Source organism: Stenotrophomonas sp. YJH_SMC_33 (genome assembly GCF_059372295.1).
Genome location: NZ_JCAFVJ010000002.1, coordinates 420,560 through 446,432 on the forward strand (window position 1 = coordinate 420,560; position 25,873 = coordinate 446,432).

21 protein-coding genes, 3 tRNA genes and 1 pseudogene are annotated in these 25,873 nt (G+C 67.1%); 7 read left to right on the forward strand and 18 right to left on the reverse strand.

Annotated elements, in window-relative coordinates:
* Positions 1-49: 49 nt before the first annotated feature.
* The 3 genes from AC5P9W_RS05750 to AC5P9W_RS05760 all read right to left on the reverse strand — a co-directional run bounded on the left by AC5P9W_RS05750 (position 50) and on the right by AC5P9W_RS05760 (position 1,685).
* A complete protein-coding gene (locus AC5P9W_RS05750) occupies positions 50-328 on the reverse strand; it encodes a hypothetical protein (RefSeq protein WP_019659096.1) in 279 nt (92 codons plus the stop codon).
* A 322-nt stretch (positions 329-650) separates the two neighbouring features.
* Positions 651-735, reverse strand: a tRNA-Leu gene (locus tag AC5P9W_RS05755).
* A 50-nt stretch (positions 736-785) separates the two neighbouring features.
* A complete protein-coding gene (locus AC5P9W_RS05760; RefSeq protein ID WP_021204128.1) occupies positions 786-1,685 on the reverse strand; it encodes a LysR family transcriptional regulator in 900 nt (299 codons plus the stop codon).
* Positions 1,686-1,784: 99 nt separating this feature from the next.
* Between AC5P9W_RS05760 and AC5P9W_RS05765 the strand changes: the two genes are divergently transcribed.
* Complete coding sequence (locus AC5P9W_RS05765; protein ID WP_087803314.1) at positions 1,785-2,531, forward strand: sulfite exporter TauE/SafE family protein; 747 nt, start codon at positions 1,785-1,787, stop codon at positions 2,529-2,531.
* Positions 2,532-2,587: 56 nt separating this feature from the next.
* On the opposite strand, the gene AC5P9W_RS05770 is transcribed toward AC5P9W_RS05765, so the two are convergent.
* A tRNA-Leu gene (locus tag AC5P9W_RS05770) sits at positions 2,588-2,672 on the reverse strand.
* A 204-nt stretch (positions 2,673-2,876) separates the two neighbouring features.
* A tRNA-Leu gene (locus AC5P9W_RS05775) sits at positions 2,877-2,961 on the reverse strand.
* A gap of 359 nt (positions 2,962-3,320) precedes the next feature.
* Here AC5P9W_RS05775 and rnr point away from each other — a divergent pair.
* From rnr to rlmB, 3 genes and pseudogenes are all read left to right on the forward strand, one after another.
* A pseudogene (gene rnr, locus AC5P9W_RS05780) lies at positions 3,321-5,549 on the forward strand (ribonuclease R); the annotation flags it as partial.
* 85 nt (positions 5,550-5,634) lie between these two features.
* Positions 5,635-6,129 carry a GFA family protein gene (locus AC5P9W_RS05785; protein WP_111097784.1) on the forward strand — a complete coding sequence of 165 codons (495 nt, stop codon included), beginning with the start codon at positions 5,635-5,637 and terminating at the stop codon, positions 6,127-6,129.
* Positions 6,130-6,222: 93 nt separating this feature from the next.
* A complete protein-coding gene (rlmB, locus tag AC5P9W_RS05790; RefSeq protein ID WP_206621765.1) occupies positions 6,223-6,966 on the forward strand; it encodes a 23S rRNA (guanosine(2251)-2'-O)-methyltransferase RlmB in 744 nt (247 codons plus the stop codon).
* 82 nt (positions 6,967-7,048) lie between these two features.
* Here rlmB and AC5P9W_RS05795 read toward each other — a convergent pair whose 3' ends face one another.
* Genes AC5P9W_RS05795 through AC5P9W_RS05805 form a run of 3 tightly spaced genes read right to left on the reverse strand, consistent with a single transcriptional unit; the run spans position 7,049 to position 11,684 of the window.
* The gene (locus AC5P9W_RS05795; RefSeq protein ID WP_058979458.1) at positions 7,049-8,488 is read right to left on the reverse strand and encodes an efflux transporter outer membrane subunit; all 1,440 of its coding nucleotides are present in this window, start codon (positions 8,486-8,488) and stop codon (positions 7,049-7,051) included.
* Entirely contained in the window at positions 8,485-10,443 is a 1,959-nt protein-coding gene (locus AC5P9W_RS05800; protein WP_019659089.1) for a MacB family efflux pump subunit, read from the reverse strand. Before AC5P9W_RS05800 ends, AC5P9W_RS05795 begins: the two co-directional genes overlap by 4 nt.
* On the reverse strand, positions 10,440-11,684 hold the full coding sequence (locus AC5P9W_RS05805) for an efflux RND transporter periplasmic adaptor subunit (protein WP_031270711.1): 1,245 nt from the start codon (positions 11,682-11,684) through the stop codon (positions 10,440-10,442). Before AC5P9W_RS05805 ends, AC5P9W_RS05800 begins: the two co-directional genes overlap by 4 nt.
* Before the next feature lie 204 nt (positions 11,685-11,888).
* Here AC5P9W_RS05805 and AC5P9W_RS05810 point away from each other — a divergent pair, with 204 nt between their 5' ends.
* The 3 genes from AC5P9W_RS05810 (at position 11,889) to AC5P9W_RS05820 (ending at position 17,237) form a co-directional block, all read left to right on the forward strand.
* The gene (locus tag AC5P9W_RS05810; RefSeq protein ID WP_019659087.1) at positions 11,889-12,617 is read left to right on the forward strand and encodes a response regulator; all 729 of its coding nucleotides are present in this window, start codon (positions 11,889-11,891) and stop codon (positions 12,615-12,617) included.
* A gap of 6 nt (positions 12,618-12,623) precedes the next feature.
* Positions 12,624-14,033, forward strand: a complete 1,410-nt coding sequence (locus AC5P9W_RS05815) for an ATP-binding protein (protein ID WP_021204122.1) — start codon at positions 12,624-12,626, stop codon at positions 14,031-14,033.
* Between the two features lie 177 nt (positions 14,034-14,210).
* The gene (locus tag AC5P9W_RS05820; RefSeq protein ID WP_111097780.1) at positions 14,211-17,237 is read left to right on the forward strand and encodes a ligand-binding sensor domain-containing diguanylate cyclase; all 3,027 of its coding nucleotides are present in this window, start codon (positions 14,211-14,213) and stop codon (positions 17,235-17,237) included.
* Between the two features lie 95 nt (positions 17,238-17,332).
* Here AC5P9W_RS05820 and rnt read toward each other — a convergent pair whose 3' ends face one another.
* The 10 genes from rnt to pstS all read right to left on the reverse strand — a co-directional run bounded on the left by rnt (position 17,333) and on the right by pstS (position 25,507).
* A complete protein-coding gene (gene rnt / locus AC5P9W_RS05825; protein ID WP_005408782.1) occupies positions 17,333-17,917 on the reverse strand; it encodes a ribonuclease T in 585 nt (194 codons plus the stop codon).
* A gap of 185 nt (positions 17,918-18,102) precedes the next feature.
* Positions 18,103-18,624, reverse strand: coding sequence for an HvfX family Cu-binding RiPP maturation protein (locus AC5P9W_RS05830; RefSeq protein WP_021204120.1), 522 nt, complete (start codon positions 18,622-18,624; stop codon positions 18,103-18,105).
* 31 nt (positions 18,625-18,655) lie between these two features.
* Positions 18,656-19,411 (reverse strand): HvfC family RiPP maturation protein, encoded by a 756-nt coding sequence (locus AC5P9W_RS05835; RefSeq protein ID WP_111097779.1) that lies wholly within the window; start codon positions 19,409-19,411, stop codon positions 18,656-18,658.
* The gene (locus tag AC5P9W_RS05840) at positions 19,404-20,279 is read right to left on the reverse strand and encodes an HvfB family MNIO-type RiPP peptide maturase (RefSeq protein WP_058979472.1); all 876 of its coding nucleotides are present in this window, start codon (positions 20,277-20,279) and stop codon (positions 19,404-19,406) included. The genes AC5P9W_RS05835 and AC5P9W_RS05840 overlap by 8 nt, the downstream gene beginning before the upstream one ends.
* On the reverse strand, positions 20,266-20,622 hold the full coding sequence (locus tag AC5P9W_RS05845) for an HvfA family oxazolone/thioamide-modified RiPP metallophore (protein ID WP_058979473.1): 357 nt from the start codon (positions 20,620-20,622) through the stop codon (positions 20,266-20,268). The genes AC5P9W_RS05840 and AC5P9W_RS05845 overlap by 14 nt, the downstream gene beginning before the upstream one ends.
* 259 nt (positions 20,623-20,881) lie before the next feature.
* A complete protein-coding gene (phoU, locus tag AC5P9W_RS05850) occupies positions 20,882-21,589 on the reverse strand; it encodes a phosphate signaling complex protein PhoU (protein ID WP_005408787.1) in 708 nt (235 codons plus the stop codon).
* A 65-nt stretch (positions 21,590-21,654) separates the two neighbouring features.
* Positions 21,655-22,485: a phosphate ABC transporter ATP-binding protein PstB gene (gene pstB, locus AC5P9W_RS05855; protein ID WP_005408788.1), complete on the reverse strand. Its 831-nt coding sequence runs from the start codon at positions 22,483-22,485 to the stop codon at positions 21,655-21,657.
* Between the two features lie 19 nt (positions 22,486-22,504).
* The gene (gene pstA / locus AC5P9W_RS05860) at positions 22,505-23,368 is read right to left on the reverse strand and encodes a phosphate ABC transporter permease PstA (protein ID WP_005415894.1); all 864 of its coding nucleotides are present in this window, start codon (positions 23,366-23,368) and stop codon (positions 22,505-22,507) included.
* Positions 23,368-24,336: a phosphate ABC transporter permease subunit PstC gene (gene pstC / locus AC5P9W_RS05865; protein ID WP_019659079.1), complete on the reverse strand. Its 969-nt coding sequence runs from the start codon at positions 24,334-24,336 to the stop codon at positions 23,368-23,370. The genes pstA and pstC overlap by 1 nt, the downstream gene beginning before the upstream one ends.
* Before the next feature lie 82 nt (positions 24,337-24,418).
* Complete coding sequence (gene pstS / locus AC5P9W_RS05870; RefSeq protein ID WP_019659078.1) at positions 24,419-25,507, reverse strand: phosphate ABC transporter substrate-binding protein PstS; 1,089 nt, start codon at positions 25,505-25,507, stop codon at positions 24,419-24,421.
* Positions 25,508-25,873 lie beyond the last annotated feature (366 nt).

Sequence of the window (25,873 nt, forward strand, 5' to 3'; positions counted from 1 at the left end):
AACGTGGGTCGCACGGGCCCTGCCGTTGGGGGAGTGCAGCGGCGCAGGTTCAGCGCGTGCGATAGACGCGCTTGAACACCACCCGATCACGGAACAATCGGGAAATGGCCCACATTCCCGCCACAAGTACGGCGCCGCACGTGATCCAGCCGGCAGTGGCCTGCAATCGGCTGCCGACCAGTGCGCCGCAGATGATGGCGGCGACAAAGACGAACATTACGGCCTCCTTCGATGCGCCGTAGTGGACCTCGGCCTGGCATCCCACGCATACGCGTACGCCGTGGTTCGAGCCGGTGTGGCAGTGAGGGCAGATGATGCTGCGCTGCATTGGGGCGTCCTTTGGGGAAAGGGGGGCGCTGGTTCGGTCGTGTCGATAGACCTGCAACCGGCTCCGGTAAATCTGCCTCCCACCGAAAAGGAATCGGGTGGATCTCGACTAGGAAAAGTACGAATTGAACGGGGAACGTGAAATGCGCCCCAAAAGGGGGGCGTTCAAGGTCTGGTGACGGCGCGCCGGGGGGAGGTATACACCCGCAGGCGACGCCCGGGTGGTGCGAGATACGACAGTCCGAGTGGCGGTTGCGATGCCACGCTCGCCAGGCCCCGGAAACGAAAAAACCCGCTTTCGCGGGTTTGATCATCTTGAGTCGTGGTGCCCAGGAGAGGACTCGAACCTCCACGGTTTTACCCGCTAGTACCTGAAACTAGTGCGTCTACCAATTCCGCCACCTGGGCGACTCAGGAAATGAATTGTGCGGGACGGCAGAGGATGTGTCAACAACATTTCACAGCTTTTTCTGCGGCTGCACGCCCAGGTGAAGCAGCAGGCTGCGCATTGCCGATGACAACTGCGCCCACTCGGCAAAACAGGCGCACAGGCGACGCTGTGCCCACGCATCGGCGAGCGGTACGGCGACGGTATGCGTGCTGCGCCGGTGCTGGCGGGCGATGGTCCGCGGCACGATGCCGATACCAATGTCGTGGCCGACCATGATGCACACCCCTTCGAAGGTCTTCATGCGGATGCGCACGTCCAGGCGCCGCCCGATGTCGCGCGCCTGGTCTTCGATGTAGGCCTGCAGTGCATTGCCGTCGGCCAGCGCGACGAAGGTCTCGCCGGCAACATCGGCGAAGGCCAGGCTGCGCCGCGATGCGAGGCGATGGTCTGCGGGCAGCAGCATCACCAGTGGATCTTCGGCGACCACGTGCTGCTGCAGGCCGGCAGCGTCGACCGCATCACTGATGATGCCGGCCTCGGCCTGGCCAGCGTTGATCGCACGCACTACTTCGGGGCTGGTGCGCTCCAGCAGTTCCACGTGCAGGCGCGGGCGTTCGGCCAGCCACGGTGCCAGCCGCGAAGGCAGGTAGTTGGTCAGTGCTGCGGTGTTGGCATACAGATGCAGTGTGCCGCGCGCGCCGTGCGCGAACGCCTGCAGTTCACCGCGCAGCTGCGCCTGCTGCTGCAGGATCAATCGTGCATGGTGGGCGAGGGCGGCGCCGGCTTCGGTCAGGCTGACGCCGCGGGGGTGCCGGTTCAACAACGCGGTGCCGGCATCGGCTTCGATCGTGCGCAGGCGTTCGCTGGCCGACGCCAGTGCCAGGTTTGCCTGCGCTGCGCCGGCCGTGATGCTGCCCGCCTCGGCAATCGCCAGGAACAGGCGCAGGTCGGCGATATCCATCCGCATGTGATGCCCTCATCGCAACGGCTGCGCCTTCGGATCAGCCGAAGGCAAGGCCGGAAACACCGCATTGTGCGCCGAGCGGCCGGCCGATCCAATGAAGCCATGAATGAATCGATGTACTTCTACGTGCTGCTGGTGGTGGTGTTCGTGCTGGCCGGTGTGGTCAAGGGCGTGACCGGCATGGGGTTGCCGACGGTGGCGATGGGGCTGCTGGGCAGCACGCTGTCGCCGGTGTCGGCGGCGTCGATGCTGTTCATTCCCACCTTCGTCACCAATGCGTGGCAGCTGTTGTCCGGGCCGTCACTGGACCGCATCGTGCGGCGCCTGTGGCCGATGATGCTGGCCGTGGTGGTGGTGACGCTGGGCTCGGCGGCGCTGCTGGTGCGGGTCGATCGCACTTGGTCGCGCGTTGCGCTGGGCGTGGCATTGGTGGTCTATGCCGCCTATGCGTTGCTTGCGCCGGTGTTCCGCGTGCAGCAGCGGCGCGAGCGTTGGCTGGGGCCGCTGGTGGGGGCGTTGTCGGGCGTGGTGACCGGCGCCACCGGCGTGTTCGTGATGCCGGCGGTGCCATACCTGCAGTCGCTGGGGTTGCAGCGCGAGGAGCTGGTGCAGGCGCTGGGGCTGGCGTTCACGGTGTCAACGATTTCGCTGACCGCCGGCCTGGTGCTGCACGGCGCATTCGGCATCCAGCAGCTGGGGCTGAGTGCGCTGGCGGTGCTGCCGGCATTGCTGGGCATGTGGCTGGGGCAGGTGATCCGGCAGCGCATCAGTGCGCGGGTGTTCCGGGGCTGCTTCCTGGGTTTCCTGCTGTTGCTCGGGCTGGAGCTGGTGCTGCGGCCGCTGCTCTGATGCCGGATTCCGGGCATGAAAAAACCCGCTCTCGCGGGTTTTTCTCATTCTCGACGTGGTGCCCAGGAGAGGACTCGAACCTCCACGGTTTTACCCGCTAGTACCTGAAACTAGTGCGTCTACCAATTCCGCCACCTGGGCGTCGAGGAGCGAGATTATGGGGCGTTGTTATGGGGGTGTCAACACTTTTTCTGGATCCGGTGTCGGACCCCGTTTCGCGTGCGGAGCGGGCTCTGACTCCATCTCAATCGCTTGGGTCGGAGCCCTTTCCTTCGGAAAGGAATTCGGCCCCGCTGCTGGATTGCAGGCAAAAAAAATCCCCGCCGAAGCGAGGAGTTTTTTCGTTGGTGCCCAGGAGAGGACTCGAACCTCCACGGTTTTACCCGCTAGTACCTGAAACTAGTGCGTCTACCAATTCCGCCACCTGGGCGTTCCAGAGGCGCAATTGTGAAGATGAATCTGCAGGCTGTCAACGACTTCCTGAATATTTTTCACGCAAGGCCTTCAAGACGGCCACTGACCCGTTCTGCACGCCGTCAACGGCTACCATGTAGGGCGATGACTACCAAAAAACCAAGCAAGGGCGGGAGCACCTCCCGCGGCCAGGCCCCGAAGAAGGGCGCCAAGGCGGGCACGGCCCGCACCACCAAGCCGGGCAAGCCGTTGCCGGGCTGGTTCCCCGAATTGAATGAAGGCGGCGCACCGCCGCGTGGCCGCAAGGTCCGCAGCAGCGACGCACCGGGCCCGGCGCCGGGCCGCAAGTTGCCGCCGACCGGCAAGGTGATCGACGATCCCTATGCCGCCCGCGAAGCCGAGAAGTACGAACAGCCCATCGCCAGCCGCGAAGCCATCCTGGCCCTGCTGGAGCGTTGCGAAGGGCCGCAGACGGCAGAGGAACTGGGCGCACGCTTGGGCCTGACCGCACCGGACCGGGCCGAGGCGCTGTCGCGCCGGCTCGGTGCCATGGTCCGTGATGGCCAGCTGGTGCAGAACCGCCGTGGCGGTTTCGCCCCGATCCAGACCCTGAACCTGGTCACCGGCGTGGTGATCGCCAACCCGGAAGGATTTGGCTTCCTGCGCCCGGTCGAGGGTGGCGACGACCTGTTCCTGCCACCGTATGAAATGCGCAAGGTCATGCATGGTGACAAGGTGCTGGCCCGTGTGACCGGCATCGACCACCGTGGCCGCCGCGAGGGCAGCATCGCCCGCGTGCTTGAGCGCGGCATGACCCGCCTGATCGGCCGTTTCAGTGTCGAGATGGGCATCAACTACGTGGTGCCCGATGACAAGCGCGTGCAGCGCAACGTACAGGTGCCGCCGGACCAGATCGGTGGCGCGCGCGACGGCCAGCTGGTGGTCTGCGAACTGACCCAGGCGCCGGATAGCCGCCGTCCGCCGATCGGCCGCATCATTGCCGTGCTCGGCGACAAGCTGACCGCCTCGCTGGTGGTGGAGACCGCCATCCACGGCCATGAACTGCCGTTCGAATTCCCGCAGGAAGTGCTGGATGAAGCGGCCTCGGTGCCGCTGGTGGTCGAACCGGCGATGATCGGCGACCGTGTCGATCTGCGCAGCATGCCGCTGGTCACCATCGACGGTGAAGATGCCAAGGACTTCGACGACGCGGTGTACTGCGAGCCGAACGTCGATGGCTTCCGGCTGGTGGTGGCGATTGCCGATGTCTCCAACTACGTCCGGCCCGGCACGCCACTGGACGAAGAAGCGCAGAAGCGCGCCACCTCGGTGTACTTCCCGGGCTTCGTGGTGCCGATGCTGCCGGAGACGCTGTCCAACGGCATCTGTTCGCTGATGCCGAAGGTCGACCGCATGTGCTTCGTCTGCGACATGCAGATCGACCGCGACGGCCTGGTCACGCATTCGCGCTTCTACGAAGCGGTGATGAACTCGCATGCGCGCCTGACCTACACCCAGGTGTGGAAGGCGGTGGGCGAGGACGATGCCGATACCAAGGCCTGGATGGGTGACCTGCTGCCGCAGGTGCAGCGCCTGCACCAGCTGTACAAGGTCCTGTCCAAGGCGCGTGCCAAGCGTGGCGCCATCGAGTTCGAGAGCAGCGAAGTGCGCTTCGTGCTGGACAACCGCGGTGAAGTGACCCAGGCCGGCATGCTGGTGCGCAACGACGCGCACAAGCTGATCGAGGAATGCATGATCGCGGCCAATGTGGAGGCGGCGAAGTACCTGCTGTCGCGCCATGTGCCGGCCCCGTACCGCATCCACGAGAAGCCGCCGGAAACCAAGTACGCCGACCTGCTCGAATTCCTCAAGGAGTTCAAGCTGAGCCTGCCGCCGTGGTCGAAGGTGCGCCCGGGCGATTACACCAAGCTGCTGAAGAAGATCCGCGACCGCCCCGATGCCACGCTGCTGGAATCGGTGCTGCTGCGCAGCCAGAGCCTGGCGATCTACAGCCCGGAAAACCACGGTCATTTCGGCCTGGCACTGGAGGCGTACGCGCACTTCACCTCGCCGATCCGCCGTTACCCCGACCTGCTGGTACACCGCGCGATCAAGCACGCGTTGTCCGGCAAGCCGCTGGACAAGTTCACCTACAACGCGCGCGAAATGGCTGCGCTGGCGCTGCAGTGTTCCGAGCGTGAGCGCCGTGCCGACGAGGCCGAGCGCGAGGTCGACGAGCGTTACCGCGCGGCGTGGATGGAAAAGCACGTGGGCGGCCAGTTCGACGGCGTGATCAGCGGCGTGACCAGCTTCGGCCTGTTCGTCGAGCTGGATGAGTCGAAGGTGCAGGGCCTGGTGCACGTGACCCAGCTGCCGCAGGACTATTACAAGTTCGACGCGACCCGCAAGACGTTGACCGGCGAGCGCCGCGGCGGCAGCTACCGGTTGGGCGACCGCGTGCGCATCCTGGTGCTGAAGGCCAGCATGGAAGAGCGCAAGATCGACTTCCGCCTGGTCGAGCACAAGGGTGAGGACGAGGGCGATGGCCTGCCGCCGCTGCCGGAGCGTGGCAAGCCGGCCAAGCGTACGAAAAAGCAGTATTGAGAGACGTGCCGACCAACGGTCGGCACCCCACGTTACCTGGTAGGTGCCAACCGTTGGTTGGCACGACGCTTTGGAGGAACGCACCATGCAGGGCCAACCCGAATACAGCGGCGGCTGCCAGTGCGGCGCGATCCGCTTCCAGGCCCGTGGCGAGCTGACCCACAGCTCGATCTGCCACTGCCGCATGTGCCAGAAGGCCTTTGGTGCGTACTACGCGCCCTTGGTGTCGGTGCGGGGCGTGCAGTTCAGCTGGACCCGCGGCCAGCCGCGCTATTTCCAGTCCTCCAACGTGGTGCGGCGCGGGTTCTGCGCCGACTGCGGCACGCCGTTGACCTACGAAGCGCCCGATGGCGTGGCGGTGGCTGCCGGTGCGTTTGACGAACCCGAACGCCTGCCGCCGACGATCCAGTACGGAGTGGAGCGCAAGCTGCCCTTCGTCGACAGCCTGGCCAGCCTGCCGGCGCGACGTACCGAGGAAGACATCGCCGCGCTGGATTTCCTGGCCAAGATCGTGTCCCACCAGCACCCCGACCACGACACCCCGCACTGGCCGCCGCGCAGCCGTTCAGCCGGGGGATGAACGGCCGGTAGCGCCGGGCCATGCCCGGCGAGCGCGAAGCGCGGCCGCCGCCGATGCTCTACCATAGCCACCCCCTTTCCGGTCCCCGCCCGCATGAGCAAGAACAGCCAGTGGATTGTCGGCGTCAACGCCGTCGCCTCCTCCATCGAGAACGACGCCGAGAACGTCCGCGAAGTGCTGGTCGAGGCCGGTGCGAAGAACCCGCGCCTGACCGAGATCGAGGAAAACGCCCGCCGCAAGGGCATCGACGTGCGCAAGGTGAACAGCCAGGCGCTGGACGGTGTCGGCGGTTCGGTACGCCACCAGGGCGTGGCCGCGCGCTATGCCGCCGCCCGCACTTACAGCGAGAACGAGCTGGAAGGCCTGGTCACCGCAGCCGAGGGCAAGGCCCTGCTGCTGGTGCTGGACGAAGTGCAGGACCCGCACAACCTTGGCGCCTGCCTGCGCTCGGCCGCTGCGGCCGGTGCAACCGCAGTGATCATCCCCAAGGACAAGTCGGCCACGGTGAACGCGACCGTACGCAAGACTTCGGCCGGTGCCGCCGATCTGGTCCCGGTGGTGGCGGTGACCAACCTGTCGCGCTGCCTGAAGGACCTGCAGAGGCAGGGCGTGTGGATCTATGGCCTGGCCGGCGAAGCCACCGCTTCGCTGTACCAGCTGGACCTGAAGGGCAACATCGCCCTGGTGCTGGGGGGCGAGGCCGATGGCCTGCGCCGCCTGACCCGCGAGAACTGCGATGGCCTGGTCAAGATCCCGATGCCGGGTGAGATCGAGAGCCTGAATGTCTCCGTCGCCGCCGGCGTCAGCCTGTTCGAGGCCGTGCGCCAGCGCGGCTGATCTGTAGAGCCGAGCCCACGCTCGGCGATCGCATACCCGATCAAGGAAGCAGCCGAGCATGGGCTCGGCTCCACAGTAGCCGCTACCCCGCGCTGCCGCCCAGCGCCTTGAACAGGGTCACATCGTTGTTCAGCTGGCCCTGCCGCGCGCGCGCCAGTGACAGCTCGGCATCGCGCCGGGTCTGCTGCGCTTCCAGCCAGGTGCGCAGGTCGGTCGCGCCCACGCGGTAACGCACTTCCTGCGCGCGTTCCACTTCCACCGCTTCGTCATACGACGCCTGCGAGGCCGCCACCTGCCGCGCCAGCTGCTCTCGTGCCGACAGCGCGTTGTCCACTTCCGAGAGCGCGGTGTACAGCGTCTTGCGGAAGTTGGCCGCGGCGATCTGGTAGGCGGTGCCGGCGATGTCGGTATCCAGCTGCGCGCGCTGCAGGTTGAGGAACGGCAGGGACAGGCCCGCGCCCAGCGTGGCCACCGGATTGCGCAGCACATTGCCTAGCGAGGTGGCGCTGGAACCGAGGCTGCCGGTCAGGCTCAACGCCGGGTAATACTGGGTTGCCGTGACCTTGATCGTCTTCAGGCTGTTGCGCAGGCGCAGCTCGGCCGCGCGCAGGTCGGGACGGCGGCCCAGCAGGTCGGCCGGCAACCCCTCGACGATGTCCGGGCTGCGTGCGCCCAGCAGGTCCTGCGGTTCGTCCTGCTGCGGCCAGGGCGTGCCATCCAGCAGTACGGTCAGTGCATTGCGCACTTCCACCCGCTGCTGTTCCAGCGCGCTCTGCGCCGAGCGCTGCGACTGCAGGTTCTGCAGCGCCTGGCGCACTTCCAGGCGCGATACCGCGCCGGCGTCGAAGCGGGCCTGCACCAGTTCGCGGGTACGTTCCAACCGCTCCAGGTTGGCCTGGCCGGTGGCGATGGACTGGTTGAGATAGGCCAGGTTCCAGTACTGGGTGATGGTGTCGCCGATCACCAGCAGCGCGGTGTTCTGCCGGTCTTCCTCGCTGGCTTCGGCTTCCCAGCGGGCGATGTCGCGCTGGGTGCGCAGGCGCCCCCACAGGTCCACTTCCCAGCCCAGCGAGACGCCGGTGGAATAGCTGCGGCGCCAGTCATCGGCCTGGTCGGTGGCGCGGCTGGCACTGCCGCTGACGCCCGATGACGAAGGCTGCGGCCACAGCGCATTGCTGGCCAGGCCGGCCTGCAGGCGTGAACGCTGCACGGCCAGGCCGGCGGCGGCCAGATCGCTGTTGGCGGCCAGCGCCTGCGCCACCAGACGGTCGAGGCGTTCATCGCCGAAGCCGGTCCACCAGGTGTCCTGCCGGATGTCGCGGCCGGGTGTATCCAGGCTGCTGCGCGGGCCGTCGGCCGGTGCATTGAGGGTGGCATCGCCACGCCCATACTGCGCCGCCACGGCCGGGTCATGCACCGGATAGCGGCCGACGGAGGCGCAGCCGGACAGGGCGAGTACAACCGCACCGGCCGGCAGCAGGTGCCGGGGAGCGGGGAAGGGCAGTCGGATCATCTTCTTCATTCGCGGGCCAGGGCCTCCACCGGATCGAGTTGCGCGGCGTTGCGTGCGGGCAGGAAGCCGAACGCCACGCCGATCAAGGTCGAGCAGGCAAACGCGGCAACGATCGAGGCGGTGGAGAACAGCACCTGGAAATCGCTGGCGAAGCGGCCGATCATCGAGCCCAGCAGCAGCGCCAGGCCGATGCCGAGCACGCCGCCGAGCAGGCACACCAGCACCGCCTCGATCAGGAACTGCTGGCGGATATCACTCTGCCGTGCACCCACCGCCATGCGCACCCCGATCTCACGGGTGCGCTCGGTCACCGACACCAGCATGATGTTCATCACGCCGATGCCACCGACCAGCAGTGCGATGGCGGCGATGGCACCGATCAGCAGGGTCATCGTGCGCGTGGTCTGCTCGATGGTCTGGCGGATCTCCGCGCTGTTGCTGAGGAAGAAGTCCTCGGTGCCATGGCGCAGGGTCAGCAGGCGGGTGATTGCTTCCTGCGCCGCATCCATCGGTGTGTCGTCGTCCACGCGTACGGTGATGCTGGAGACGTGGCTCTGGCCGAGCATGCGCGACATCACCGTGGTGTACGGCACCCACACGCTGAGGCTGGTACTGCCACCGAAGCCGAAACTCTGGCGCTTGGCCACGCCGACCACGCGTGCCGGCACGTTGCCGAGCAGGATCACCTGTCCGACCGGGTCGACATCGGGGAAGAACTGGGCCTGGGTGTTCTCGTCGATCACCGCCACCTGGCCCAGGCCCTTGACTGCATCGGCATCGAAGAAGCTGCCGCTGAGCAGAGTCACGCCCTTGACCCGGAAGAACTGCTCGCCGACGCCGCTGACCTGGGCGGTCGACGACTGGTTGCGATAACGCGCGGTGACCGAGGTCGATACGCTGGGAGTGGCGCTGTCCACGTAGCTCTGCTTTGCCAGTGCATCGGCATCGCTGGCCTTGAGCGTCTGCACCCGGGCCGAGCGCATGTCGCCGAAACCACGGCCGGGATAGACGTCGATGGTGTTGGTGCCGAGCGCGCTGATGTTCTGCAGGATCTGCTGCTGCGAGCCGTTGCCCAGCGCCACCACCGACACTACCGAGGCGATGCCGATGATGATGCCGAGCATGGTCAGGAAGGTCCGTAGCCGATGGGCGTTCATCGCCAGCAGCGCCATGCGGAACGCTTCGGTGAAGCGGTCTCGGGCCGCCCGCCAGCTGTTGCCGTGGGCGGCCCCGGTACTGGCTTCGCGCTGCGCACGGTAGGCCGGCGCATTCGGGTTGGCGCGGTCGGCGATGATCTCGCCATCGCGGATCTCGATGATGCGCTGTGCGTGCTGGGCCACGCTCATGTCGTGGGTGACGATGATGATGGTGTGGCCTTCGGCATGCAGTTCGCCGAGGATCGCCATCACTTCCTCACCGGATTTCGTATCGAGCGCGCCTGTGGGTTCGTCGGCCAGGATCACCTCGCCGCCGTTCATCAGCGCGCGTGCGATCGACACGCGCTGCTGCTGGCCACCTGACAGCTGGCCGGGCTTGTGATGCATGCGGTCGCCCAGGCCCAGGCGTTGCAGCAGCTGCTCGGCACGCGCATTGCGCACTGCGCCCGGGCTGCCGGCGTACACCGCCGGCACTTCCACATTGCCGCGTGCGTCGAGGTCGCCGAGCAGGTGATAGCGCTGGAAGATGAAACCGAAATATTCGCGGCGCAGTTCGGCCAGTTCGTCCGGCGCCATCTTTCCGGTCTCGCGGCCGGCCACCTGGTAGCTGCCGCGGGTGGGGCGGTCGAGGCAGCCGAGGATGTTCATCAGTGTCGACTTGCCCGAGCCGGACTGGCCGACGATGGCCACCATCTCGCCAGCATGGATGTCGAGATTGACGTCGCGCAGCACGGCGATCACATCATCACCGGCCGGGAACTCGCGTCGCAGGTCGCGCAGGCGCAGCAGCGGCGCCGTCGTGCTCATCGGCGCGGCCCCATGCCCGGGCCGCCGACCCGCATCTGCATGCCGCCTCGGTTCCCGCCACCGGAACCGGCACCGGCGGCGCTGGCTTCGCCGACCACCACGCGCTCGCCTTCCTTCAACCCGGACAGGATCTCGGCGGAGGCGCCATTGTTGATGCCCACCGTGACCTTGCGCGGCTGCGGCTGGCCCTTGTCGTCCAGCACCCGCACCATGCGCTCGTCGCCACGGCGCTTCGGCCCCAGCGCCACCGCCGGCACCATCAGCACGCCCTTGGCCTGCTTGAGCAGTACCGAGACCTGCGCGGTCATGTCGATGCGCAACGTGCCGTCCGGATTCTCCACGTCGAACAGCGCGTTGTAGTAGACCGCGCTGCTGGAACTGGAACTGGACGAACTGCTGGAGCTGGAGGAGCTTTCGTTGGCGATCGAGGCCGGCGCCGGATTGATCTGGCGCAGCGTGGCGTGGTACTTGCGGTCCGGGTCACCCAGCGTGGTGAAGTACACCGGCATGCCGGGCTTGATCTTGACCACGTCGGCCTCGGAGATCTCGGCATTGACGGTGACCACGTCCAGCCGCGCCAGCATCACGATGGTCGGTGCGGTCTGGTTGGCGTTCACGGTGCGGCCTTCCTCCGCCACCACCGCCACCACGGTGCCGTCCATCGGCGCGGTGATGCGGGTGTAGGCCAGGTTGGCGCGGGCGGTGCCCAGTTCTGTTTCGCGGCCCTTGATCTGCGCCTCGTAGGACTGCAGCTGGGCACGGGCGGTCTTCAACTGCGCCTCGGCGGCATCATATTCCTGGCGCGAGGTGGCTTCGGCAGCCAGCATCTGCTGCTGCCGCGCGAATTCCAGTTCGGCCTGGCGCAGGGTGGCCTGCTGCACGGCGCGCTGCGCGGTGACCTGGTCCAGCGAGGCCTGCGCGTTGAGCACCTGGTTCTGCTGGGTGGTGGCATCGATCTCGGCGATCAGGTCGCCTTCCTTCACGGTGTCGCCCAGCTGTACCTTCAGCGACTTGATCTGGCCCGAGGCCTGGGCGCCGACGCTGACCAGCTTGTAGGCGTCGATCACACCGGTGGCCTCCACTGTCTGCTCGATGTCACCACGGCTGACGGGCGCGGTCGCCACCGCCGGGACGGCCGGCTTGCGCAGCAGCCACCAGGCGGCTGCAACGACGGCAAGGGCAAGCAGGGCGACCAGTATCAGGCGACCCCGGCGGGTCGCGGGCAGCAGGCGGAACATCACGTCGTGGCTTCACTCTCGGGGCCGCGTGGGCGGCGTTGGCGGGCATTGTGAAGACCGGGCGACAGGCGGCTCAATCCTCGGGGTATGTCTCTATGTAACACTGTCGGCAAATAGGCGTAACCACAGGTATCCCGACCATCGGTGGATACACTGGTACGCATTGCCCCGGATGCGGTTCAGCTGCCGACACGGGATGATCGCGACATGGAGACTGAAAACACGATGCATCGACTGCTGATCGTCGACGACGACAATGACATCCGCACCCTGCTGGCCGAGCAGCTCGGCCGCGCCGGCTACCAGGTGAGCACGGCGGCTGATGGCACCGCCATGCGCCAGCTGCTGGACCGTGAGCACGTGGACCTGATCGTGCTCGACCTCAACCTGCCGCGTGAGGATGGCTTGACCCTGTGCCGCGACCTGCGCGCGCGCTCGAACACGCCGGTGATCATGCTGACGGCTCGTGCCGAGCCGATTGACCGCGTGCTGGGCCTGGAGATGGGCGCCGATGACTACCTGGCCAAGCCGTTCGAGCCGCGCGAGCTGCTGGCGCGCATCCGCAATGTGCTGCGCCGGACCGAGGCGCTGCCGGCCAACCTGGAGCCATTGGCGATTCGCCGTGCGCGCTTCTCGCGCTGGGTGTTCGACTTGGAACACCGCCATCTGGTTGACCCGGACAACCGCGTGGTGGTGCTGTCCGGCGCCGAGTTCCGGCTGCTGCGGGTGTTCATTGCCCATGCCAACAAAGTGCTGTCGCGCGAGCAGCTGGTCGCGCTCAGCAGCGGGCGCAATTACGAGGCACAGGACCGTGCCATCGATCTGCAGGTCAGCCGGCTGCGCAACAAGCTGGGCGACGACGGTGGCCCGGATGGGCTGATCAAGACCGTTCGCAACGAAGGCTATGTACTGGCCTCCTCGGTGAACCTGGAATAGGCCGCGATGAAACGCCTGCGCCATTTCCTGTCCTCGATGGTCGGGCGGTTGTTCGTGATCCTGCTGCTGGGCATGAGCGTGGCCGCGATCGGCGCGACCATGCTCGCCACCTCCAAGCGGCAGCAGGAGTTCGAGCGGCAGAACCTGAACCGCATCGCCGACCGCCTGCAGGGTTACGTCAACCTGCTGGACGGCAATCCGGAACTGCGCGAGCGCCTGCTCGAGATCGGTGGGCCCAGCGTCCGCGCCCTGCAACCCGGCGCGCGCCTGGGGCGGGCCGATACAGCTCTGATGGAAGTGCTGGATGACCGGCCAGGCCCGGTCGCACGCGCTCACGTGCACTTCGCTTCATTCCGCTCCTGCATCCCCAAGCTGCAGGAACTGCTGCCGCCGCCGCCGCCCGGGCATCGCAAGCACCCGCGCGAGCGTGATCCGGCGTTCATTCCGCCCAAGTGCCGCGCGGTGGACGTAACGCTCACCGATGGCACGCTGCTGAAGCTGGCGCTGGATTCGCCGGCGGTAGCGCACAACGGCATCCTCGCCGTTGACCCGTGGTTCCTGACCCTGCTGGTGTTGGCGATCGCGGTGCTGGCCTATATCGTCGCGCGCATTGCAAGCGCGCCGCTGCAGGAGTTGGCCGCTGCCGCCGAAGACCTGGGCGACGACCTGCAGCGCGATCCCTTGCCGCTGCGCGGGCCGCGCGAAGTGCAGCGCGCCGCCGAAGCCTTCAACGCCATGCAGCACCGGCTGCAGCGGCACCTGGCCGAGCGCACGCAGATGCTGGCAGCGATCACCCACGATCTGCAGACGCCGCTGACGCGGCTGCGGCTGCGGCTGGAGAATGTCAGCGACGAGGCCCTGCGTGAGCGCCTGATTGGCGATCTGGCCGCGATGCAGGCACTGGTGCGCGAGGGCCTGGAGCTGGCCCGCAGTGCCGAGAGTGCCGAGCAGCGTGCAGCACTGGACCTGGATTCGCTGCTGGAGAGCATTGTCGAGGACACCGCCGAAGGCGGCGCCGATGTGGTCTTCGAAGGCGGCAGCGGGGCGGTGCTGATGCTGCGCCCGCTGGCCATGCACCGCCTGTTCTCCAACCTGGTGGACAATGCGGTGATGTATGCGCAACGGGCGCGGGTACGGGTCGAGCGCAGTGGGGGTGCGATCACCGTGGTGGTGGCCGATGATGGCCCGGGCCTGGCCGAGGAGCAGCTGGAGGCGGTGTTTGATCCCTTCGTGCGGGTGGAAACCTCGCGTTCGCGCCAGACCGGCGGGGCCGGGCTGGGCTTGACCATCGCCCGCGCCCTGGCCGAGAAGGATGGGGCGCGGCTGTGGCTGCGCAACCGTGCCGAAGGCGGGCTGGAGGCGGTGGTGCAGTGGCCGGCCAGCGCCCAGGTGACGCCGCCGGGGCGCGCCGGCTGAGCCTTCGCAGCTGGCGATGGTGACGCGGTGGGCCGGCTTTGGCCTATCATCTGCCCAACTTCCCAGTACCCCCCCGATGAGCCAGCCCGTTCCCGCCGGCATGCCGCTCCGCGCTGCCCGGCCGTTCCCGCACGCTGCCAGGCACGGCAGCCCTGCCTGGCCGCCGCCGCTGCACTGATGGCCGCACAGGGGGACATCCGGCGCTGGGCGGAGCGCCGCGGATCAGATATCGGTCGATGGCTGCGACAGGGCCTGCTGTGCCTGCTGCTGGCCCTCGCGCTGCCGGTGGCTGCGCAGGAAGGGGCGCCGCCGCTGCGCGACTATGCCATTGATGTATGGACCTCGCGCAATGGCCTGCCGCACAACTCGCTGCGTGACATCGCGCAGACCCCCGAAGGCCACCTGTGGTTCGCGACCTGGGAAGGCCTGGTGCGCTACAACGGCCTGGATTTCACCGTGTTCGACCGCAGCACCCGCCCGGGCCTGCGCGACAACGGCATCGGCGCGCTGTTCGTCGACCGCCAGGGTGGCTTGTGGATCAGTGATTCGCGCGGCAACGTCAGCCACCGTGGCAGCGATGGCCAGTGGCGCGTCTGGGAGCACCAGGCCGATACGCCGCAGGTGCTGATACAGTCCATGCAGATGGACAGCCAGGGCCGGCTGTGGCTGCTGTACGAGGGCAAGGGCATCGGCTATCTGACACCGGACAATGGCATCGTCTACCAGGCGCCGGCGGCGGACCTTCCGATGGCGATGAGTTTCACCAAGCTGGTGGTCGATGCGCAGGACCGGGTCTGGGTCGGTACGCTGGACGGGCTGGTGCTGCGCGACAACGACGGCGTGCTCAAACGCGCGCCCGCAGCCTGGGGACTGGGGGCCGGCAGTGGTCTTTCATGGCCCTACCGTGCGCCGGATGGTGCGCTGTGGATCGTCGCCGGCGAGCGCCTGTACCGGGTGGAAGATGACCAGCTGGTGCTGATGCACCGTCTGCCGGGACAGCTGCACATGACCTCGATGCTGCAGGATCGCCATGGTGACCTGTGGCTGGGCACCGAGAACCAAGGCCTGCTGCGCATCTCCGCACATGGCCTGGAGCGGCTGCCGGCGGGCCTGAACCTGCCGGGCGGACGCGTGGTCAGCCTGCGCGAGGACGCCGAGGGCAGCATCTGGGTGGGCGCCAACGGCGGGCTGTACCGCCTGCGCGAAACGCTGTTCAGCAGTTACACCGAGCGCGATGGGCTCAGTGGCGACTATGTGCGCACCGTGTTCGAGGACCGCGACCGCCAGCTCTGGGTGGGCAGCGCCAGCGGCCTCGATCTGCAGACGGCCGACGGCCGCTTCCGTGCGATGCCCCTGCACAACCGCGGTGGCAAGGCACCTTCGGTGCTCAGCCTGGCGCAGGGACCGGACGGTGACCTGTGGGTCGGCACGTTCGGCGATGGCGTCTACCGTCTTGGTCCCGACGGCCGGCTGCGGCACAACTACGCCGCTGCCGATGGCATGCCGGGCGGCAACATCCGCGCGATCAGCGTAGACCCGCAGGGCGTGGTCTGGGCCGGCACGCAGAAGGGCGTGGTCCGCATCGACGGCGACCGTGTGCAGGTATCAAGCATGGCGGGCATGCCCGGCGGCCTGATCACCGCGCTTGAGCACGATCATCAGGGCAACCTGTGGATCGGCACCATCGAGGGAATCCGCGTGCTGCGCGGCGACCACGTGCAGTCGATCGACCTCGCGCCGATGGGCGGTGGCCGCAGCGTGTTCGGCTTCCACCAGCTGGGCGACGCGATGTGGATCAGCAGCGACCGTGGCCTGTACCGCTGGCGGAACGGGATGCTGGCGCGGGTGGGGCTCGAGCAGGGTATGCCGGTGGACGCGGTGTTCCAGCTGGTGCCTGATCGTCTTGGCAACGTGTGGGTCAGCAGCAACCGAGGCGTGCTGCGCACCGACATGGCTACCCTGAACGCGGTGGCCGATGGCCGAGCACCCCGGGTGATGGTGGAGCGCTACAACGAGATCGACGGCATGGCCAATGCGCAGGCCAACGGCAGCTCTGGGCCTTCGGCGATCCTGCGCCAGGACGGCACGTTCTGGGTGGTGACTGCCGGTGGCCTGAGCACGGTTGATCCGCAGCGCCTGCAGCGCTTCCGCGAGCGGCCATCGCCGCCCGCCGCGATCGAGAGCGTGCAGGTGGATGGCGCGCCGGTGCATTGGGAAGGACCGGATCGCAACGCCATTCCCGGTGGCCGCCGCCTGGCGGTCAGCTATGTCGGCCTGAGCTACCTGATGTCTGACCGGATCCGTTACCGCACGCGGTTGGATGGGCTTGATGCCGGCTGGGTCGAGCGCGGCCCGCAGCGCAGCGTGGAGTTCGTCGGCCTGCCGCCGGGCGAATACACCCTGCACGTGGCGGCGGCACATCCCGGTGGCAGCTGGGGCCAGCAGGAGGCGGTGTGGAGCTTCACCGTGGAGCCGTTCTGGTGGCAGCGACGCAGCGTGCAGGTGCTGGGGGCACTGGTGCTGCTGGCCGGGCTGGTGGCGCTGTACCGCTTGCTGCTGCAGCAGTTGAAGGCCAGCAACCTGCGCCTGGCCCGTCGGGTGGACGAAGCAACTTTCGACCTGCAGGCCAAGACCGTGCACCTGCAGGCGTTGAACCAGGAAAAGACCGAACTGGCCGAGCGCCTGGCACGCCAGGCTGAGGCATTTGAACGGCAGGCCCGCGAGGATGCACTGACCGGCCTGCCCAATCGCCGCGCCTTCGACGAAACCCTTGCCCGCGACTTCGCCCGTTCGCAGCGCAGTGGTCATCCACTGTGCCTGGTGGTGCTGGATATCGACCACTTCAAGGACGTCAACGACCGCCACAGCCACAGCATCGGCGATGCCGTGCTGGTGCAGGTGGCGCGCTTGATCGCTGCGGCCTGCCGCGATTCGGACCTGCCGGCGCGCACCGGCGGTGAAGAGTTCGCGCTGCTGCTCAACGACACCCGCCTGGAAGAGGCCGCACAGCTGTGCGCACGCCTGCGCGGCCTGTTCCATGACCACCCGGACTGGGCCGGTGTGGAAGGCCTGCGCGTGACCTTCAGCGCGGGCCTGGTGGAGCTGGATGCCGACGACCGCACCCCGGCGCTGCTGTACCAGCGCGCAGACCGCGCACTGTACCGCGCCAAGAGCGATGGCCGCGATCGTACGAGTATTGGTTGATCCCATCCAGGCGTGGCGTGGATCTACCGTGCGGTGAGTGGTGGGTGCGGACCGTTGGTCCGCACTGCGTGGATGCGGTTGCGCCGTTGGCTGCCTTACCGCGGCCAGGCGTTGGCGATGGTGCAGAACAGCCGCGCGGTCTGTTCGGTGTCATACACCGCGCTGTGTGCCTCGTTGGCATCCCAGCCCAGCCCGGCGGCCGTGGCGGCGCGCGCCAGCACGGTCTGCCCGTAGGCGATGCCGGCCAGGGTGACCGTGTCGAACACGCTGAACGGATGGAACGGGTTGCGCTTGTGACCGGTGCGGGCCACGGCGGCGTTGACGAAGCCAAGGTCGAAATGGGCGTTGTGGCCGACCAGGATCGCGCGCTGGCAGCCGTATTTCTTCATTGCTGCGCGCACCGGGGTGAAGATGTGGTCCAGTGCGGCCTTTTCTTCCTTGGCCAGCCGGAACGGATGGTCGAGGATGATGCCGGTCACTTCCAGCGACTTCGGGTCGATCTCCAGGCCTTCGGCCGGCACTACATGGGCGCTGGCGGTCTGGCCCGGGTACAGCAGGCCGTTCTCGTCCATCTCGATCGGCACTGCGGCTATTTCCAGCAGCGCGTTGCGCTGGCTGTCGAAGCCGCCGGTTTCCACATCCACCACCACCGGCAGGAAACCGCGGAAGCGTTGTGACATCGCGCGCTGCGCCTGGGATACTGCGGAATCGGGAGCGGCGGCAGGTGCGGGAATGGGGTCGGTCATGCGTGAATTCTAGCAGAGCGACCCTGGGCGCCCGGCCACGCAGCCCATGCCCGCCACCGTGGCAGAACCCGGTAGGTGCCAGCCTTGGTTGGCACGCGATGCGCCGACCAAGGTCGGATCTACCGGACCGCGGGACGTGCCGTCGTACCCGACGGATGCCACGGCCACAGCAACGCATCCACGCTCAGCCTGCCTGCGCCGGTGAAGACCAGCGGCAGCAGCATCGCCATGAACAGCACCGGCAGCTTGAAGTTGCCGTAGCCCTGGTCGCTGATCGCATACCCCATCGCGAGGTCGCCCAGCGAGTTCCATTGCATCGGCCAGTGCACGGCGTAGGTGGCCACCACGGTCAGCACCAGCAGGCTGGCAGCGGCAAAACGGGTACCAAAACCGAACAGCAGGCAGGCTGCGCCGAGCAGTTCAAACCAGGTGGCCAGTTGCCAGTTCAGGGCAGCGGGGAGCTGGTTGAACGGAAACGGGAAGGCGTCCTGCAGATCGGCGAACCAGTTCTGGCCTTGCAGTTTCTCGCGGCCGGATTCGAAGTATTCCCAGGCCAGCAGCAGCCGCAGGCCGAGCGGGGCCAACCAGGGGGCGAGACGGTCCAGCTGGCCACGCGCGGTGGCCAGGGGCGGGAGCTTCATCGGTGCATCTCCGGGGCGGGGAAGGGAGGTGTCAGGCAGGTGCGGTCAAAGGGCCGATCACGCCGGCCCGCAGGAACTGCTGCAGCAGCGCGGCACCGGGTTCGGCCAGCGCCTGTTCGGCCAGGTCATGCGCGGCGGCCAGTTGCTTCAGATAGGCATGTCCATCGAGGCCGGGCTGCTCCCCGATGCTGGACAGCAGGTACACCGCCAGCGGGCTGAGTACGGCGAAGCGCACCTCGCCATCGGCCTCGCGACGCACCAGCAGGCCGGTCGGCTCGGCCGGCAACTGGGTAGGTGCGTCCTCGGCGCCGAGGCGGTGCACCGGCCATTGGTACAGCAGCGGCCACGCCAGCGGTGAGCGCTGCAGCGGCACCCGCAGCGGGTCGATGTCCGCTACGACCGGCAGCGGTTCGGCGTCCAGTTGGTACAGCGCGGTTTCCACCCACTCGTAGTGGGCCAGTTCGGCCAGCGCAGGGTGTGGCAGCTGCGGCTGTGCCTGCAGCCACTGCACGAATTCGGCGGCCAGTTCGGTGAACAGCGGCGTCTGGCAGCGATGGGTTGCGAAGTAGTGGCGCACCAGTCCGCTCCAGGCTGATACGCCGAGCAGGCGCACGCAGACCGGAAAGCCGTTGCTCAACAGGCCGAGCAGGTTGTTGAACAGCAGCCGCTGGTAGACCGCGACGCGCCGTGGCTCCAGCCCGCCCGGTGGCGGCACGCCCTGGGGATCTCGCAGAAAGGCGGTGAATGCGTGCTGCTGCGCACGCAGCGTGGCGGGGGTATCAGCCATATGCCGCCTCCGCGTGTACGGCCTGCAGGCGGCGGATGGTCTGCAGTTCGCCGCGCAGTTCGGCATAGGGCGGGAAATTGAAATCGCGTTCGAGCAGGGTGGGGCGAGCGCCGATGCGCGCATAGGTGCGTGCCAGCAGCTCCCAGACCGGGTCGATCACCGCGCTGCCGTGGGTATCGATCTTCAGATCCGGTGCCTCGTCCAGGTGCCCGGCCACGTGCAGGCAGACGATGCGGTCTGCGGGCAGGCCAGCGATGAACGCGTCGGCGTCGTAACCGTGGTTGCAGGCGTTGACGTAGACGTTGTTGACGTCCAGCAGCAGGTCGCAGTCGGCTTCGGCAAGCACGGCGTTGGTGAAGGCCAGTTCGTCCATCGCCGGTTCCGGTGCCAGGTAGTAGGACACGTTTTCCACCGCGATGCGGCGACCCAGCACGTCCTGCACGCGGGCGATGCGTGCGGCGGTATGGCGCACCGCTTCATCGGTGAAGGGGATCGGCAGCAGGTCGTACAGGTGGCCGTCGTCGCTGCAGTAGCTCAGGTGTTCGCTGTACAGCGGCACGCGGTGTTTTTCCAGGAACTGGCCAACCTGCTCCAACAGCTGCGTATCCAGTGGCGCAGTGCCGCCCAGCGACAGGGACAGGCCGTGGCAGCTCAGCGGATGGCGCTGTGCCAGCTCGGCCAGTGCGTCACCGGCGGGGCCGCCGACATGGATCCAGTTCTCCGGCGCGCATTCGAGGAAATCGAAATCGCTAGCCGGTGCATCGCGCAGCTCCTGCAACAGCGCCCGGCGCAGCCCCAACCCGACGGCCGCCGCACGAAGCGGCGACCGCAGGTTGGCGATGCTGGCGCGGACCTCAGTGCTTGCCACCGCACTTGCCTTCGCCACACTTGCCTTCGGCGGCCTTCTTGTCGCCGGCCTGAGCCTTGGCGCCTGCTGCCGCACCGGCAGCCTTGCCCTTGTCGGCGCCGCACTTGCCTTCGGCGGACTTGCCATCTGCGCCACACTTGCCTTCGGCATGCTTGGCGGCCTCTGCGGAGGTCTTGGCTTCGGCGCCCTTGGCATCGGTGCTGGCCTTGGCAGCCTGGCCAGCCACCAGATAGCCCTGGGCCAGGTCGCTCATGCTCAGCGCCGAGGCATTGGCGGTGATGCCAAGGCCGGCGGCCAGGGCGGTAGCAGTCAGCAGGGACAGGGTCTTGTTGGAACTGCTCATCGGTCGTGCTCCTGGGTGGTGTGGGCGGGTGCCCGGGTGGCCGGCAGGGATGCCGGTGGAAACGATGGTGCAGCGATCCTACTCAACGAATCCTCGCCAAGACCTCAAATTTTCGTGAGGTTTGTTACAGAAGGGGAACACGGTTCCCGGTGGATCCACGCCATGCGTGGATGAATCGCCGGAACGCCCAGAAACAAGAAGGCCGCTGTCACCAGGACAGCGGCCACCTTGGAGTCGACTCCGGTGTTGCAGTGCAGCGTCAGGGCTGGCCGGTGCTGGAGGTCTCGTCGCGCTTCTCGCGCGGCGGCAGCGGCTGCTCCCCGTGCACCAGGAACCATACGTTCTCGGCGATGTTGGTGGCGTGGTCGCCCACGCGCTCCAGGTTCTTGGCCATGAACAGCAGGTGCGTGCACGGGGTGATGTTGCGCGGGTCTTCCATCATGTAGGTCAGCAGCTCGCGGAACAGCGCGGTGTACTGTGCGTCCAGGCGGGCGTCGTCCTCGCGCAGTTCCAGTGCGGCGTCGGCGTCATTGTCGCGGTAGGCGGCAATGGCACGACGGACCTGCTGCGCGGCCAGGCGGCCCAGCGCACGCAGGCCCTGGATCTGCGGCAGCGGCGGCACCTTGCCCAGCGCGATCGAACGCTTGGCCACGTTCGCTGCATAGTCGCCGATGCGTTCGATGTCGGCCGGGATGCGCAGGCCAGCGAGGATCTCGCGCAGGTCGCGCGCCATCGGGCCACGCAGGGCCAGGCGCATCACGTCATGGCTGATCTGCTGCTCCAGCGCATCAATGGCTTCGTCGTTGGCGATGATGCGATGGGCGGCGTTCTCGTCGCGCTTCTCGATCACGTCCATCGACGCTTCGAGCTGGGCGACGGCCATCTCGCCCATGCGCACGATTTCGGCCACCAGGCGCTGCTGCTCTTCGTCGTAGCTCTTGACGATGTGGTCGTTGGGAAGGTTCATGGTCTGCAATCCGGGTGGAGCCAGGCCGTGCCTGGCTGGGACATGTGGCGAAGGATCAGCGTCGATCAGCCGAAGCGACCGGTGATGTAGTCCTCGGTCTGCCGCTGCGACGGCTGCGAGAAGATCACTTCGGTGCGGTCGTGCTCGATCAGGTCACCCAGGTACATGAAGGCGGTGTAGTCGGAAACGCGCGCGGCCTGCTGCATGTTGTGGGTGACGATGACGATGGTGTACTCGTGCTTGAGCTCTTCCACCAGCTGCTCGATGCGGCTGGTCGAGATCGGATCCAGCGCCGAGGTCGGCTCGTCCAGCAGCAGCACCGACGGGCGCAGCGCCACGGCACGGGCGATGCACAGGCGCTGCTGCTGGCCACCGGACAGGCCCAGCGCGCTCTGCCCCAGCTTGTCCTTCACTTCGTCCCACAGTGCACCCTGGCGCAGTGCCTGCTCGACGCGGTCGGCCATGTCGGCCTTGCTCAGCTTCTCGTGGTGGCGGATGCCATAGGCCACGTTCTCGAAGATGGTCATCGGGAACGGCACCGGCTTCTGGAACACCATGCCGACCTTGCTGCGCAGGCGGTTCATCGGGTACTTCGGCGACAGGATGTTCTCGCCGTCCAGCAGCACTTCACCGCGCGCTTCCAGCTTCGGGTACAGCGCGTAGATGCGGTTGAAGATGCGCAGCAGGGTCGATTTGCCGCAACCGGAAGGACCGATCAGCGCGGTCACGCGCTTTTCCGGAATTTCCAGGTTGATGCCCTTCAGGGCGTGGAACTTGTCGTAGTAGAAGTCCAGTCCACGCGCAGCCAGCTTCACCGGCGACGGTGTGTGCAGGCTCTCGTGCGAGGACGGCACGGCGATGCGCTGCATCGGCACGGCGTTGGAAAGGTCGTTCATGGCGTTGTCCACGGAAAGGTCAGTCATGGGAGATACGGTTGCGCAGCAGGATGCCGCGGGCGGCAAGGCTGACCAGCAGCACGAAGACAGTCAGCACCAGGGCACCGGCCCAGGCCAGTACCTGCCAGGATTCGTACGGGCTGCCGGCGAACTGGTTCATCACCACCGGTACCGAAGCCATCGGCTGGAAGATGTTGTTGTTCCAGTACTGGTTGCCGAAGGCGGTGAACAGCAGCGGAGCGGTCTCGCCGGAGATGCGGGCCAGCGCCAGCAGGATGCCGGTGATGATGCCGGCCGAGGCACTGCGGTACAGCACCTGCACGATCACCTTCCACTGCGGGATGCCCAGCGACAGGGCCGCTTCGCGCATCTGCGAGGGCACCAGGCGCAGCATCTCGTCGGTGGTGCGCACCACCACTGGCAGCACGATGAAGGCCAGCGACAGGGCGCCGGCGAACGCCGAGAAATTGCCGCCGGTCTGCATTACATACAGCGTGTAGACGAACAGGCCCAGCACGATGGACGGCGCCGACAGCAGGATGTCGTTGACGAAGCGGACCACGGTGCCGGCCTTGCGGGCGTTGCCATACTCGGCCAGCCAGGTGCCGGCCAGCACGCCCAGCGGGGTGCCGATGCCGATGGCCAGTGCACACATCACGGCACTGCCGAAGAAGGCGTTGGCGAGGCCACCGTCCTGCATCGGCGGTGGCGTCATCTTGGTGAACAGATCCCAGTTGATGCCGGCCAGGCCCTTGGCAGCCAGGGTGAACAGGATCCAGCCCAGGAAAAACAGGCCGAACAGGGCGGTGGCGCAGGACGCAGTGATCGCAACGACGTTGCCGATGCGGCGGCGCAGGTACAGCGAATCAGCGGTGGTGGACATCAGTTGCCCTCCTTGCGGGACAGGCGCATCAGCATCAGGCGGGCGATGGCCAGCACCACGAAGGTGACGATGAAGAGGACGAAGCCGAGCAGCAGCAGGGCCGAACGGTAGGTTTCAGTGGCTTCACCGAAATCGTTGGCGATCAGCGCAGCGATGGTGGTGCCCGGTTCCAGCAGCGACGGCGACAGGCGCACGCTGTTGCCGATCACGAAGGCCACCGCCATCGTTTCGCCCAGCGCGCGGCCCAGGCCGAGGAAGATGCCGCCGATGACCGCCGAACGGGTGTAGGGCAGGACGATGTCCCAGCTCACTTCCCACTTGGTGGAGCCCAGCGCATAGGCCGATTCCTTCAGGCGGGTCGGCACGGTCAGGAACACTTCGCGCATCACCGAGGAGATGAACGGAATGACCATGATGGCCAGCACGAAACCGGCGGTGAGCATGCCGATGCCCAGCGGCGGGCCCTGGAACATCGGGCCGATCACCGGCCATTCGCCCAGGGTCTCGTTGAGGAACGGGGTGACGTACTCGGTCATCACCGGCACCAGCACGAACAGGCCCCACATGCCGTAGATGATCGACGGGATGCCGGCCAGCAGTTCGATGGCGGTACCGACCGGGCCACGCAGCCAGCGCGGCGCGACTTCGGTGAGGAAGAAGGCGATGCCGAAGCTGACCGGCACGGCGATGACCATCGCGATGACGGCGGTGACCAGGGTGCCGTAGATCGGAGCCAGAGCGCCGAACTTGTTTTCGACCGGATTCCAGTCAGCGGAGAAGAAGAAGCTCAGGCCCTGCATCTGCAGGGCGTGGCGACCGCCCCACAGCATCGACAGCGCGGCGCAGGCCAGGGCGATCAGGACGAAGATGACGGTGCCGACCAGCACCCATCGGAACAGTGTGTCGTTGCGGGCATCACGCGCATCACGCGTGGACGGGGCGGCTACAGGCTGGGCGATGGCATTCATGGGGACGGCTGGGCCAGGAAGGGGCGGGGCGGCACGGCGTGGAACAAGCGGTGCCCGCGCGGGGCGGGCACCGTCGTGTCCATCACTTCAGGTCGGTCGCCCAGTAGGCCTCGATCTGCTTGACCAGTTCGGCCGGCAGCGGCACGTAGTGCAGTTCGTTGGCCTGCGCCTGGCCGTTTTCGAAGGCCCACTTGAAGAAGGCCAGGGTGTCCTGGTTGCGCTTGGCATCCTTCGGCTTCTTCTGCATCAGCATGAAGTTGGTGGCGGTGATCGGCCACGCCTGCTCGCCCGGGGCATTGGTGATGACCAGGTTGAAGTCCTTGGCGCTGGCCCAGTCGGCGCTGGCGGCCGCGGCGGCGAAGGTTTCCGCGCTCGGCTCGACCCAGTTGCCGGCCGCGTTCTGCATGGCGGTGTACGGCATGCCGTTCTGCAGCGCGTAGGCCAGTTCGACGTAACCGATCGAGCCCTTGATCTGCTTCACGTAGGACGCGACGCCTTCATTGCCCTTGCCACCGACGCCGTCCGGCCACTGCACCGAGGTGCCTTCGCCGACCTTGCTCTTCCACTCCGGGCTGACCTTGGACAGGTAGTTGGAGAAGTTGAAGGTGGTGCCCGAACCGTCCGAACGGTGGACCAGGGTGATCTTGCCATCCGGCAGCTTCACGCCCGGGTTGGCGGCGACGATGGCCGGGTCGTTCCAGGTCTTGACCTTGCCCAGGAAGATGTCGGCCAGCAGGGCGCCGCTCAGGCGCAGCTTGCCGGCTTCCAGGCCTTCGATGTTGACCACCGGCACCACGCCGCCGATGGCCGACGGGAACTGCGCCAGGCCGGCCTGGGCCAGCTCCTCGCTGCTCAGCGGCTTGTCGGACGAACCGAAGTCGACGGTGCCGGCCTTGATCTGGGCGATGCCGCCGCCGGAGCCGATCGACTGGTAGTTGATCTTGGCGCCGGTGCTGGCGTTGTAGTCAGCCGACCACTTGGAGACCAGCGGGAAGATGAAGGACGCGCCGGCACCGGACACTTCGGCGGTCACCTTGGCACCGGCAGCGGCCGGGGCAGCGGCAGCGTCGGTAGCCGGCTGCTGCGCGGCCTGCTTGTCGCCACCGCAGGCCGACAGGCCCAGGGCGATGGCCAGGGAAAGGGCGGCAAGGCCGGCCGAGTGCAGTTTCATGGTCACTCCATAGCGGGGAAGAGCCGACGTGGTCGGCGGATGCGGCTATGAAATGATGTTTTTGTTACAGCCGTATTACGACCATGACAGAGGTGCCCTGGATCACGTTCTGACAAGGGTTTCACAGGATTGGCGCCGATCCGGCAGGTGCCCGGAAACCCCCGATCTGCGCACCGATATGACGGTCGGGGCAAGGTAGAGCCGAGCCCGCGCTCGGCTGTTCCCTGCCCTCGGTAGCTGCGGACCGTTGGTCCGCACGCTCCAGAGCGCAGCCGAGCGTGGCTCGGCTCTACAGAGTCAGGCGCATCCCCAAGAACAAGAAGAGCGCGAGATCTCGAGGATCTCGCGCCCGGGTGGGAGCGGCGG